We start from the raw sequence: 13,419 nt of genomic DNA on the forward strand, positions 1-13,419 counted from the left end.
GTAAGCCCGAATTATAAAAAATAAGCGTACCTATCCGGTACACATCACAAATAGCCGTATGACCCGATTTTTTCAATCGAAATACGGCTTACTTCAATTATTTGCTACATTCTGCTTTAATCATTTTTGACCAAGGCAGGTATTGATCTAAAATTTCTGGGTTCTGGTTAATACCGGCGTTCGGAAGATCCGTCAAAAGTTTCTTTATGTATTCATAAAAATCAACGCCGTTACTTTTGGCCGTTTCTGCAATACTCAAACATATGGCGTTCGCTCTCGCACCGGCTTCACTAACACTAAACAACCAGTTTTTTCTACCTAAAACATTGGGGCGAATGGCGTTTTCAGCTGGATTATTATCGATTTCAATGCGCCCATCATTCAAGAACGCCTTAAGTCCATTTACTCTATTCAGGGTATATTCAGCTGCCTTGCCAAGGGCGTTTTTTCCGTAGAACGGTGATGTTTCAACCCAATCAAGGAATTTTTCTACAATTGGCTTCGAGTATTTCTGGCGTTTTTTTCTTCGCTTACTTGGAGACAAATGTTTGAATTTCCTTTCCAGACGATATAAATCATCACAATAGCTCACGCCAATGCGACCATTTTTACTGTCAGCTTTTAGCCAATAACGGCGAACATGCGCCCAACAATTTGCGAAGGTAACGCCTTCCAACTTACCATAAGCAGAATAACCATCGCAAACAATCGTTCCAGAATAGCCTTCTATGAAACTTTCAAGTACGGAGCGAGCCCGTGATAATGCGCTTTGAAACAGGGTGATTATTGGTCCTTGGCTTGGCACACTTCGATACACCCAATTGTAGGCATTGGCTTGACCAGATTTCCCATCGGACCGGTTAATAATTTGGCCATATGTTTCATCGACATGCAAAATCGATTTATCCATCATCAAATGCTTCATTCGTAGGTAAATCGGTAATAGCCAATCCAGCGATGCACGAATGACCCAATTTGAAAGGTTCTTATCATTGGTATTAAGACCATAACGATCCCATTCCTTTACCTGACGGTAAAGTGGTAAGTATTGTGAAAATTTATCATATATTACTTTGGCCAGTACGCTAGGACTGGCAATACTCCTTTGAATAGCTGGATGTGGTGCTTTGCCACGTTTAATTTGCGCTTTTTGAAATGAATCTCCTTTGCACTTAGTACATTCATATGCGTGTTCAACGTGTTGAACTTTCTTCATCTTTGCAGGAATAAATTCCGCTTCTTCGCGAACGATTGTAGTGCCGATTTCGATCATTTGCCCATGGCAACAGTCACAAAGAGTATTTTCCGGATGATGATGAAATGCTTCTACTTCGACATCACTCCGCAATGAATCATTTCGTTTTTTCTTTTGAATCTTTCGTACAACAGCATAAGAAATTGTCTGTTGGCTTTGTTCATCTGTGTGCTCAGATTCGCTAAAAGTCGGATCATCGTCAAATAAGGACGCTTGTCCGTCCGGTGAGTTATATTTTATTTTTTCAGTTTTGGATCCATATAAAAGCTTAGTTAAATGGCGAACTTGCTCGGTTAACGCTTCAATCTGTTTTGATAACTCTTTGTTTTGTTGATTCGAATGAGCCAATTGCTCTTCGAGCAGCCGAATTAATTTCTCGTATTGATTTTCATTCGTAGAAGAAGCGTTCGTCACATTATTCACCACATTCGTTCAGTTTTGTTCTTTTTATTATAACTAGTTCGAACGATGGAATAAAGATAAAGTTAGTAGTTTTAAGGAATTTAGAACACTCCTTTTGATGAAGGTTGAATCGCTTTCGGCTGCTGAATGGATAATCCTTCAAGGAGCCAGCGTAGCTCCTGTTGAGAAAGATTGCGTACTTCTTTCTCATTTTTTGGCCATTGCAGTTTACCGTTATCTAAACGTTTATAAAGCATGGCGAAGCCATCACCATCGAAATACAAACATTTATAGCGATCTTTACTCCATCCTGCAAATAAAAAAATGGAATCCCCATATGGATCAAGTTCGAAAGAATCTTGAATAAGTGTTGCCAGGCCATCAATTCCTTTTCTCATATCCGTTTTACCACAAATGATATAAATGTTTTTCACGCTTGTATAATCCTGTTTCATCGATCTTTCAACTCCCTCATGATGGTTTGGATGATGTGCACATCTACGCCGTTGAAGAAGGTAATTTCAGTATTGCCAGTTTTGATCCTGCAAGTAGGATTGGAGTATGGGGCTACTGGAACAGTTGCGGGGTTATTTTCCTTCTGTTTATGTAATGTAACGGGGACAATGGTAAGTTTTTGTTGCGGCATATGAAAAGCACCTCCATTTAAATTGATATTTTAATACTACTGGAGGTGCGGATCTATTTATATGCGTTGTTTGAATTCGGGCTTACTCATCACCAAAAACGCTAATATGATAATCAATAATATTATGATGTATTTTTTGATTTCGTCCTTTTTTCTTAGAAAAGAGATGAACCCGATTTCTTATTAATTTAATTCTTTCATCAATATCTGTTTTATCAGGAATAAAGCAACAAAATACTTCATCCAAAATTAAACAAGTATCTCTAAGTATAGAATATATATGAGTATTTATAAATTCCTCATTATTTGTGGAACATAAAATGAGTTTTTGTATAGATTTTAGATCGACATAGGCAGTATTTATAGAATTAATATTAATAATTATCACTTCTATTTCTATTTTACTTTAAAGTGAACAGACTTAAAGTGAAAAATGATAAACGAGTACATATAGTAATATTGAAGGGGTGTTTAGCATGTGGAAATAACCCATGGTTTGTTGGTATTGATTGAGAAATAATAAGTGGTTTATTTGTATTTTATATGACAAATTTCATATTCAACAAGATAAGTAAAAAAGTCTATTTTAAAAAGGTGCATCAAAGTAATAAGGAAATGATAGGTTTATTAATATTATTTATTTCCGAGGGAGAGCTTCCCTCCCTGAAAATACTTAATTCATTATTATCTTCTTTATCAAGAAAATATAACGTTAAGCTGCAAGATATGAATAGTATAAAGGAAATTCTTGAGGATCTAATAAGGGAAATATTTGACACTAACTTTATTGCTATAGATAAAAAAACAAGCATATCAGAGAGTCTAGAAGAAACGATTATACAAATTGAAAGTAAAGAATATAAAGAGGAAAGAAGAAAAGAGAGCAGAACGGAATACATATCCAAATACTAATAAACTATCTTTATTAGTATCTACAACTGTTATGACAATGACTATAAGTGTAATTTTCTCCCCAATTTACACAAATGACAAACAAATTCGTGATATATCAATTGATAACAATATTTCATTAATTGCATTGTTACTTGGTGTTACATTAACAATCGTAGTTAAACTAATGTCATTTATTTCAATCAAAATAAGTAGAGAAAAACAATCAAAAGCAAATGAAATTTACAATAATACACTATTATTAAAAAAACCAACAGACATGACCAAAAAAGAAGACGTTTGAGATGTGAGTAATAGAGAAACTTATTAAAAGGTATAGTTACCCCATGAACATAAAGAGTAATTCTTAATATTATAAAGAATACCTAGGTTAGGAAGAAAATAAAAACACAGTAAATCATTCAATTTCATAATATTTGATACGGAGTGAACAAGCCTTACAAAACAAATGAATACAATTAATTATTCATACCGCACTGGGTAGGGGAAGAATAATGGGAAAATACTCAAAATTAAAAAGGCGGTTTAATACCGCTTCTTTATTAAGTAGTTATAGTCGCCTTTGAATTTGTCTGTGAAATGTATTCAACACATGTGGAGTACGGAAACATAATTAACTATTTACTTGTCTTATAGGTTTATACACCAAATCATTTTACACAACGCTAGTACAAAACCTCTTAACCTCAATATGATTGACCTATTTTGACCCCGAACATCTGTAACTTTAGGTTAAATGGGTTAAACACAATTCATCTGGTTATATGTTTAAAAACTCCATATTCTTTTCCGAAATTTTAAAGATATATTTTTTCTTAGTACTTTCGATTTCCGATATATAAGATTTATACACAAGCTAGGTTCCTATATATTCAATACTGCAGCAATAATTATTTCCGCAAATTTATTATCACTTGCTATATTTCCTATAAGTATTAATATTTAGAATAGATATATTTTATACGAGAACAAGAGAATGCTAGTCGGAGTTGAGAAGAAATGATCATATACGAAGCAACGAAAACGGAATTTATTTCAGATGTTACAAATGAATTATTAGTCGAACGATTATACACTTCGTATCAAGAGAAAATTGGACGTACGTCTAAGCAAGAAATAATTTCATGGGAAAACTCACTTCAACGAATGTCGAATGTTATGCAGGATGAGGACATACCAAATGATGCGGCAGTTGCTATTGAGTTTAAAATCCCAAATACATCAAAACGAGTTGATTTTATTGTTGCTGGGAATAACGGAAATCAAGATCATGTAGTGATTGTTGAATTAAAGCAATGGTCTGAAATTGAAAAAATTACAGGTAGGGATGCTTTAGTAAATACATACCTTGGTGGAGCTAAGAGGGCAGTTGCCCATCCATCATATCAAGCTTGGTCCTATGCAGCATTGATTAGAAATTTCAATGAAAATGTTCAGGAACAACATATAGAATTAAAACCTTGTGCATATTTACATAATTATAGAAAAATCGCAAATGATCCCCTAACTGATGAACATTACCAAGAGCATTTGATGAAGGCACCTGTTTTTACAAAAGGTGAAATTCAAAAACTTAGAGATTTTATCAAGCAATATGTTCGGAAAGGGGATTATAATAAATTAATATATCAAATAGAACACGGCAGGATTCGGCCATCGAAATCATTACAAGACTCTTTAACTAGCATGTTAAAGGGGAATGAAGAATTTATAATGATTGACGAGCAAAAGGTGTTTTATGAAGAAGCCTTTCATTTTGCACTTGAATGTGTGAAAAATAATAAAAAACAAGTGATGGTCATTGAAGGTGGACCTGGAACTGGAAAATCTGTAATGGCAGTTAATTTGCTGGTAAATTTAATTAATAAAGATTTAATGACGATGTACGTTTCAAAAAATGCTGCACCTAGGGAAGTGTATGCATCCAAGTTAAAAGGAACAATTAGAAAGACGGAAATAGACAATTTATTTAAAGGTTCAGGCAGTTTTACTGAATCTAAATTAAATGAGTTTGATGTGATAATTGTGGATGAAGCCCATCGTTTGAATGAAAAGTCAGGATTTTACGGAAATCAGGGAGAAAACCAGGTTAAAGAATTGATAAAAGCATCTAAATTCACATTATTTTTCATTGATGAAAACCAAAGAGTGACATTAAAGGATATTGGTAGTGTTGATTTAATCAAAAAATATGCTAGAGAATTCGATGCAGAGATTATTACAGGTGAACTAGTTTCTCAATTTCGTTGTGAGGGTTCAGATGCGTATATCGCTTGGTTAGACGATGTACTCCATATAAGAGAGACTGCAAATACTGATTATTTTGGGATTGATTATGATTTTCAAGTGTTTGACAATCCGCATGAAATGTTAAGAGAGATTGAGAGATTAAATAAGGTGAACAATAAATCTCGTATGCTAGCGGGTTATTGTTGGGAGTGGCCAACTGCTGATAGAACCAACACTAAACATAAGGATATCGTCATTCCTGAACATAATTTTCAAATCAGTTGGAATTTGTCAGATACAATCTGGGCAATTGACCAAGATTCTGTTAATGAAGCAGGATGCATTCATACAGCGCAGGGATTAGAGTTTGATTATGTAGGAGTAATAATTGGACCTGATATGAAATATGAAAATGATGAGGTAATTACCGACTACGAAAAACGTGCAAAAACAGACCAGTCATTAAAAGGAATAAAAAAAATGGCCAAGGAAAATCCAGAAGAAGCAAAGAGAGTTGCCGATCAAATTATTCGTAATACATACAGAACACTGATGACTCGTGGACAAAAAGGTTGTTTTATCTTTTGCACAGATCCCAAGTTAAATTATTATTTTAAAAATCGCTTGAAAAAGACTATAACATATAACGACTTATCGCCGAATTTGGGAACCATGGTAGCAGAAGATGGAGGAGAATATTAATTTAAATCCAGACTTCCAAGATAAGCTTCTAGTAGTGAAAGAAAATGGCTCGATGATTCATGTTTATCATCTGCAAAGCTATAAGAAAAAAGTCCATAATTACCTCAACCAACATAAAGTTAAAGGGCCAGGCCCCCGTAAGCTAAAGCGTTAACGTACTGGGGGGGCTGGCCCTAAACTTCCAAAGAATCGAATCTAAAGTCACTAGAATACAAATTAGATTATGAAAAGGGGGATACAATGGTTTCAGAAGAAGCTCTAAGGTATATTTCAGAGGTGTTTATCGGAGACACAGGAGAATGCTATTCGTATAAAGCTGGAGGGGATTTGGTAGGCTTTTTTAACCAGTATTTTGGTTATGAGGAAACCTATCAATCTGGCTTTCCCTCAAGGTGGTTCTATGTAGTAGATAAACTACAGGACTTGCTACAGAGAAATCAGACAGATGCTTTTTTTTCTTTGATTTTGAGCAAAAGATATATTATGAGAGATAACAAAGTGAATGAAGTTACTGCTATGGAATTGAGCCAAAAAGCCTTAATCCTTTTTAATGAACAATTTCAGTTTGAAGCGAATCAAATAATTCGTAAAGATGGTAAATTTATTTTGATAAATGAGGATGAAGACCTTGAGCAATTGGGTGAAGGTGGATTTGCGGTAGTGTATCTCCGGAGAAGTGATAATAAGGTCTTAAAAAAACTACATGACGAATTTATTGCTAATCCAGGAATTCGTAGTAGATTTAAGAGGGAATATGAAATTACTAAATCTCTACAGGATATTTTGGGTGTAATAAGGTTGTATGATTTTGATGAAAATAAAATGCTGTATGAAATGGAGAAAGGTGATTTTACTTTATTTAAACATGTTACTGAAAACAAACTTTCTAGTAATGAAAAAATGGAAATTTCTTGGCAATTAATGAAGATAATGGGCACCATCCATGGTAGAAACATTATTCATAGAGACCTTAGTCCTTCAAATATCCTGTTCGTTAACGGAGAATTAAAGATAGCTGACTTTGGACTCGGGAAAAATTTTGACGAAATACACTCTCATCAAACACTGCATACTAAGGCTTTTGGGCAATTCTACTATTGTTCCCCTGAGCAAATGTATGCACTTAAAGATGGGGATAAAAAAAGTGATGTATTCTCATTAGGAAAAGTAATTAACTTTATTTTCACAGGGAATCCGGATAATGAAAGGCATGAATTTGGACAAGTAGTTAATAAAGCTACAAGTCAGAATAGTGAAGATCGTTATCTATCCGCAATAGAAATGTTACAGGCTATGGAAAAACTTTATGAAATTATCCAAAAAAGCAATCTTAAAGAAGAAGCAAAGCAAGATATTTTAAATGGAGAGCTTACCACGGTTGTACAGCAATATATCCACAACTTGGATGGAGAAGGATTATGTAGTGAATTAGTAATTAATCCTTCATTTAAAATCGTATTGATCAATTATATGAAGTTAAATAATAACAACGAGAGTTATGTTATCAATGATATCGAAGAAAACTTTAAGGATTCATGTCCAACTTTTGAGTCTTATGACCCTATTGCTTCCCTTGCGAATACAATTTTACAAGACCAGTTTTCCTTTCTTACCAAGGAAAAGGCTGCAAGAATCCTTTCTCACATTGCTTTCTCAGTTAATCGCTTTAGTGCACAAAGAATGGTTGAAAGATTGATTGATAGAGGTTTAGAACCATTAATTGAGAGTGTTTTACAAAGGTGAAATAAACGTTTGATGCAAGTGCAAACTAATTTAAAAGATCACAAGATAAAAGAATAACAATACTCCTTGTTCCTTTTAATTATTTGGTTAATTGTATTATTAATTGAATGAAGATTCTTATATATATAGTAAAAAGCACTTTTCCTTACATCTAGAATATAAAGAAGACTTTAATGTTTATGCTGATTTTAGCGCCAAAGTATTAGAGTATGGGTTAGGCATTGGAGGAAAGTTTGAAAACATGAATCAACCAGTTGGTTATTACAAGGCAAATTTAATTCTGTACCAGCTGAAAATTCAGTCTTAAATTGACCTTATAATGGGTTATTTTAATTTTCACATTTAGTTTATCTGCCGTTATAAAAAGGTCCATCACTTCCTATTTAACCAAACCGTTCAGTTAAGTTGAAGGAATTTACAATTTTGAGGAGAAATTTATAATAATATTTTAATTATGGACAAAGCCTTGAGTTATAATTGGACTTCAAACTTTTTCATTATTGGTTACTTAATCTCATAAATACCTCACTGGAAAGGAAATCGAAATGGTTAAAGATGTTTTTCAAATAAATATAGATACTGATGTACTAGATTTATTACGAAATAAAGTAAACGAGGAACAAAATATATCCTATAATAAAGTATATCGTGAGCACCGTGCATGGGATAAAATTTGCGCTATAATGGATAGACTTGATGATACGGTTCATTACTTAAATAAACTTAAATTAAATACTGGTAGGTACAAAAGTAGTGCGTTTGATTTTTTTGACTTTATGAATAATGCATCTGTGGTTGTGGATTGTATAAAAGAACTGGTAAAAATTTTTAATGTACCCGATGATAAAATCAAAAAATCAACACAGGTTTTTAATGAACTTGGCAGTGATGGAAAAGGAACAGATGAGAAGTATTTCGAATACCTACGTTCTTTATGTTCACTTCATCCAGTAGAAACAAGCAGACACAAAAGATATCAAGCTAACGATTTTGAATGTAGCCCATTTGTACTTTGGAATAACAGAAAATTATGGCATGAAGACGATTGTGATATCTACGCAGTTGTCTATACCAGTAATGATGGAGAGACAAATAAAAGGGTTCGGATATACATTTCACAAATATTTGAATATGTAAAGACGAGATTAGATTTTGTTGAAGAAATAACAAATGCAATTGACCAATATCAAAAACAGGTTATCTCTGACTTGAAGAATAAAACCATAAAAAAAGAAGTAGAGTTTGAAAATTATATTGATTATCTAAGCAATCTAGACAAAGAACTGGAAGAACGATACGGTTCAGATTGCTCTTATCCATTTAATTACATGATTAAACTATTTGAACTTAAGTTATCGAACCCCGAAAATAAAGCTATGATGGATCTATACCTAAACGCATTAAAATACGCTATCGAATTTGAACATAACAGATTGCAAAATATGAATTATTACGGATTTGAAAATAATGGATTATTATATTCTGAAGATAATGTTGAATCATCTTTGTATATTGAATTATATTCACCTCGGAGCAATAGTGATGAGCAAAAAAGATACGGTTATAATTTGGAAAAAATCAGTTATTTAAGTTATGATGCAGGTTATAACAATAAACAATGGGCGTACATTCAATTAGATCAAGCACTAATATTTCTGGAAAAGTATGTTTCGTTTCAAGGTGCTAAGAGTGATTTTGAGCACTATGCACTAGTAAAATTGGCACTGTACTTAGACTGTTTGGAAAATAAATGCTTTATAAATAAGAATATTCCTAATGATTTAAAATACCGTGAAAGATTACTAACTACTGATGAGTGGAAGGAATTATTTTCTAATAAATTGTCTTTTCATTGAAGAGGTAAGCTTTTCATAAAATGTCTTGAGTTATTAAGCTAAGTATTCAAATATAAAGGGAATCAGATACTTTTCTGAATCCCTTTAATTATGTACCATTTTTCCCCTATTCTAAGCGAAGATAGAACTAAAAAAGAATAAAAAGAATTGAGTCATGATTGAATTTCTATAAAAAGGGGAAGGGAATATGAAAATTGCCTTATTAAGTTGCACAAAATTTAAGGAAGAGTTTCCATGTGAAGCGAAGAAACTGTACAGTAAATCAACCCTTTTTAACAAAGCAGTTAGTTACATTGAATCAAAAGACTAATGAAAGTAGTGTATTAGTTAAAAGAACAGATTTTTAATTTAAATCATTTTACACATCACTTGTAAAAAACTTATAAATTCAATTATTTCAGACCTAATTCGCCCCCTACCACCAGTATCATTTATTAGTCAGAAACAATTATATAGCAACATTTAAAAGGACTGTAAGATTAGTTAATCATTATCCATTATTTAGAAGTAAATCCTCCATCCACAACAAATTCACTTCCTGTAGCATAACTAGACTCATCAGATGCTAAGAACAATACCATATAAGAAGATCTCTAGGCTCTGCTGCATGCGGTGGAATTGGGAAATTGACCTCTAGTGTCTTTCTTAAATCAGGATCTCTTTTCAATGCAGTTTCTTCTAACTGGATTTTTATTAGACTTGGATGGACAAGATCACAGTGCCTGTCCCAAAGTTTGATATAGCTTAAATCATTACCGCACCCGGGGGCTGGCCCCTTTTTTTCAAAAAAGAGCCACATCATTAAAATACAAAATTAATATTCCGAATCACTCCGTAAATACTAACAAATATGCTATAGTAAATAAGCCTTTGTACAAATACTACGGCATTCATATAAGAAAAGAGACGTGATTAGCCTTGCTTGACTTCTTACAACTAGGTATTCGAAAAGAAATTAACTATACATTAAAGTCATTAGGAATAGTAGCTCCTACTTCCATCCAAGAACGGACGATCCCATCCGTACTGGAGGGGAAGGATGTTATTGCAAAAGCCCAAACGGGAACAGGAAAGACGTTGGCTTTTGTTCTTCCCATTCTTGAAAAGATAGATGTGCACAAGTCGGATGTTCAAGCACTTATTTTAACTCCCACAAGAGAATTGGCTCAGCAAATTTCAAAAGAAATTAAGAGAATCATGGAGAACGTAGAAGGCATCCATGTGTTAGCTGTGTACGGTGGTCAAGATGTGGAGCACCAATTAAAAAAGTTAAAAGGTGCCAGACATATTGTCGTTGCAACTCCTGGGCGGTTATTAGATCATATTCGCCGTGGCACAATTGACCTTTCAACGGTTGGGATGCTTGTATTAGATGAAGCGGACCAAATGTTACATATGGGTTTTCTTCCAGAGGTAGATGACATCATACAAGAAACACTTTCTTCCAGACAAACAATGCTATTCTCTGCGACAATCCCAAATGAAATAAAATCTCTTGCAAAAAAATATATGGTAGAGCCAGAATACATTGAAGCGAAAGCTAAAAACGTAACGGTTGAGGAGATTAAACAAGTAGTTATTGAAACAACTGATCGGAGAAAACAAGCAACTTTATTCCATTTAATCGAAGAACATCGTCCTTTTTTAGCGATAATATTTTGTCGTACAAAAATTCGTGCCAGCAAGCTTCACGAAGCTTTGCTTGCCAACGGGTACGAATCAGACGAGTTGCACGGTGATTTATCGCAGTCTAAACGGGAAAAAGCGATGAAACGTTTTCGTGATGCGAAAACTCAGTTTTTAGTTGCAACAGACGTTGCTGCAAGGGGACTTGATGTAGAAGGGGTGACACATGTCTACAACTATGATATTCCACATGATGTGGAAAGCTATGTTCACCGGATTGGACGAACTGGCCGTGCAGGTGGCGATGGAATTGCCATTACGTTAGTGGCTCCTAAGGACCTAGAGTTCCTAAGAATGATTGAAAAAGGGATTCATCAAAGTTTGAGAATTCAAGTGATTAAAGGAGTCAGTATCCCTGATCGCGAGGATTATGAGAGAGTAGGCAGCAAGCAACAATCTGGTAAACGCTCGGAAGGTCGTAAAAAATCAGCGACACCTTCTTCCGATAGAAAACCGAATAATAGTCGAACAAAAGGGAATAGCGATAATAGAAGAACAGGTAGAAAACGTGCCCGTTAAAGAATTGATCATAATAGGAGGGGACACCTATGCTACATAAACAAATGCAACGATACATTACATCACAAATGAATGCAGAGAAAAAGCTAGAGATATATACAGAGGAAAAGGAGTATATTGAGAAACATGATTTAATCTCAAACGACGTAACATTAATAGAAAAAGATCCTACTACACGTTTTCAAGATGCTTACATAGAGAGATGTGATAAAGAAACAGAAGAAACGCTATCTGAAGAATCATACGCATTTTTACAACAACCGGTGGTCTACCTGCAAAAACATAGGAATGAATTTCTCTACTTAGAATCTAACTGGTTGGAACTAATCGGCGTTGATGCTATTACCTTTGAAGTCAATGATGTATTTGGAACGTACGACATCATGGTCGGATTAAAGCTGCAGAAAAAGTTTGAGACAGCACTTAAAGAAAACTTACGCAAAGAATTACATGGAGATGCAGCAAGATTTGAATTGATGTTTAATCAAAATGATGGCGTATGGGACTTAAATTTTCCGTTGAATTATGTGGATGGGTTCCAAGAAGAGATGTCATTAGAGGAAGCATATCGATTCATTTATCGATTTTTATTTACATTAGTAGAAAGAATAGAAGATAGAAGTAAGGGCGGGAATTAACTGTTATATCGCATTTCTTATTCACATATGTTAGCATTAATCTCTATACAAAAAGGGACGTGAACAAACATGATAAAAATTAGCATACCTACATCAGATATTACAATCACACAACGGAAACAAACTCCGAAAGAAAACGAACCAGAAATCAAAGATATTTATGGCTTCATTGATTTTCACAAGATACCACGAGACAAAGGCGGCATCTTCTTATTTTTCAATAAAAATGATGAACTTCTTTTCGTTGGAAAAGCACGGAAACTACGTCAAAGAATTAAAAAACATTTTGAAGATACAGTTTCACCTATTAAACAGCACAGAGACGAAGTATATAAAATCGATATTTGTTTAGTAGAAGATCCAATGGAACGAGAAATATATGAAACGTATATCATTAATAAACTCCAGTCGAAATATAACGTGGAGAAAGTATTTTATAAATAAGGTTGTTTTTCGTAAAAATTATTGCTTGTATACACCTTTTGATTGTAGCTAACTTTCGAGTGACTTTTTAAGTTATTTGATATGACAATTCTAATAGAGAAGATAATCGCATACTCAATAGTCGAGATTTTGTTACAACCAACTAATTTTAAGAAGTTATATATCGACCCCGACCACGAGTATCCAACCTATAATTTGCATATATTAGAGTTTGGTTTCAAATAACAGAAATAATAAAAGAAACAGCATTGGGGGACATTCCAGTGCCGTTTTTTCTTCTTAAATCAATATGGGTAACCGTACCATAACTAAAATGAGTATAATCTAATTTTTTATCTACCAGATAGATGATACGCACTTGGGATTACATTTAATTTAACCCTTACA

Annotated in this window: 13 protein-coding genes and 1 pseudogene; 9 read left to right on the forward strand and 5 right to left on the reverse strand. The window is 33.8% G+C overall.

Annotated features, from left to right (window positions below):
- Positions 1-97: 97 nt before the first annotated feature.
- From tnpC to KHA96_RS04120, 4 genes are all read right to left on the reverse strand, one after another.
- Positions 98-1,669, reverse strand: coding sequence for an IS66 family transposase (tnpC, locus tag KHA96_RS04105; protein ID WP_213128674.1), 1,572 nt, complete (start codon positions 1,667-1,669; stop codon positions 98-100).
- 89 nt (positions 1,670-1,758) lie between these two features.
- Positions 1,759-2,112, reverse strand: a complete 354-nt coding sequence (tnpB, locus tag KHA96_RS04110; protein ID WP_213128003.1) for an IS66 family insertion sequence element accessory protein TnpB — start codon at positions 2,110-2,112, stop codon at positions 1,759-1,761.
- Positions 2,109-2,303 carry a hypothetical protein gene (locus KHA96_RS04115; protein ID WP_213128004.1) on the reverse strand — a complete coding sequence of 65 codons (195 nt, stop codon included), beginning with the start codon at positions 2,301-2,303 and terminating at the stop codon, positions 2,109-2,111. Before KHA96_RS04115 ends, tnpB begins: the two co-directional genes overlap by 4 nt.
- Before the next feature lie 82 nt (positions 2,304-2,385).
- Positions 2,386-2,550 (reverse strand): hypothetical protein, encoded by a 165-nt coding sequence (locus KHA96_RS04120; protein ID WP_213128005.1) that lies wholly within the window; start codon positions 2,548-2,550, stop codon positions 2,386-2,388.
- 368 nt (positions 2,551-2,918) lie between these two features.
- On the opposite strand from KHA96_RS04120, the gene KHA96_RS04125 reads away from it, so the two are divergent.
- The 6 genes from KHA96_RS04125 (at position 2,919) to KHA96_RS23465 (ending at position 10,055) form a co-directional block, all read left to right on the forward strand.
- Positions 2,919-3,215, forward strand: a complete 297-nt coding sequence (locus KHA96_RS04125) for a hypothetical protein (RefSeq protein ID WP_213128006.1) — start codon at positions 2,919-2,921, stop codon at positions 3,213-3,215.
- 37 nt (positions 3,216-3,252) lie between these two features.
- A complete protein-coding gene (locus KHA96_RS04130) occupies positions 3,253-3,498 on the forward strand; it encodes a hypothetical protein (RefSeq protein WP_213128007.1) in 246 nt (81 codons plus the stop codon).
- 716 nt (positions 3,499-4,214) lie between these two features.
- The gene (locus KHA96_RS04135; protein ID WP_213128008.1) at positions 4,215-6,146 is read left to right on the forward strand and encodes a DUF2075 domain-containing protein; all 1,932 of its coding nucleotides are present in this window, start codon (positions 4,215-4,217) and stop codon (positions 6,144-6,146) included.
- A gap of 240 nt (positions 6,147-6,386) precedes the next feature.
- Positions 6,387-7,889: a serine/threonine-protein kinase gene (locus KHA96_RS04140; RefSeq protein ID WP_213128009.1), complete on the forward strand. Its 1,503-nt coding sequence runs from the start codon at positions 6,387-6,389 to the stop codon at positions 7,887-7,889.
- Positions 7,890-8,434: 545 nt separating this feature from the next.
- Positions 8,435-9,745, forward strand: coding sequence for a hypothetical protein (locus KHA96_RS04145; protein ID WP_213128010.1), 1,311 nt, complete (start codon positions 8,435-8,437; stop codon positions 9,743-9,745).
- 187 nt (positions 9,746-9,932) lie between these two features.
- Positions 9,933-10,055, forward strand: coding sequence for a DUF6884 domain-containing protein (locus tag KHA96_RS23465; RefSeq protein ID WP_481748204.1), 123 nt, complete (start codon positions 9,933-9,935; stop codon positions 10,053-10,055).
- A gap of 187 nt (positions 10,056-10,242) precedes the next feature.
- Here KHA96_RS23465 and KHA96_RS04150 read toward each other — a convergent pair.
- Positions 10,243-10,332: pseudogene (locus tag KHA96_RS04150) on the reverse strand (SDR family oxidoreductase); the annotation flags it as partial.
- A 331-nt stretch (positions 10,333-10,663) separates the two neighbouring features.
- Here KHA96_RS04150 and KHA96_RS04155 point away from each other — a divergent pair.
- The 3 genes from KHA96_RS04155 (at position 10,664) to KHA96_RS04165 (ending at position 13,032) form a co-directional block, all read left to right on the forward strand.
- On the forward strand, positions 10,664-11,950 hold the full coding sequence (locus tag KHA96_RS04155) for a DEAD/DEAH box helicase (RefSeq protein ID WP_213128011.1): 1,287 nt from the start codon (positions 10,664-10,666) through the stop codon (positions 11,948-11,950).
- Positions 11,951-11,979: 29 nt separating this feature from the next.
- Positions 11,980-12,588 carry a branched-chain amino acid aminotransferase gene (locus KHA96_RS04160; protein WP_213128012.1) on the forward strand — a complete coding sequence of 203 codons (609 nt, stop codon included), beginning with the start codon at positions 11,980-11,982 and terminating at the stop codon, positions 12,586-12,588.
- 69 nt (positions 12,589-12,657) lie between these two features.
- Positions 12,658-13,032 carry a nucleotide excision repair endonuclease gene (locus tag KHA96_RS04165; protein WP_213128013.1) on the forward strand — a complete coding sequence of 125 codons (375 nt, stop codon included), beginning with the start codon at positions 12,658-12,660 and terminating at the stop codon, positions 13,030-13,032.
- Positions 13,033-13,419 lie beyond the last annotated feature (387 nt).

Source organism: Bacillus sp. FJAT-49711, from assembly GCF_018343715.1.
Lineage (GTDB): Bacteria > Bacillota > Bacilli > Bacillales > Bacillaceae_C > Lederbergia.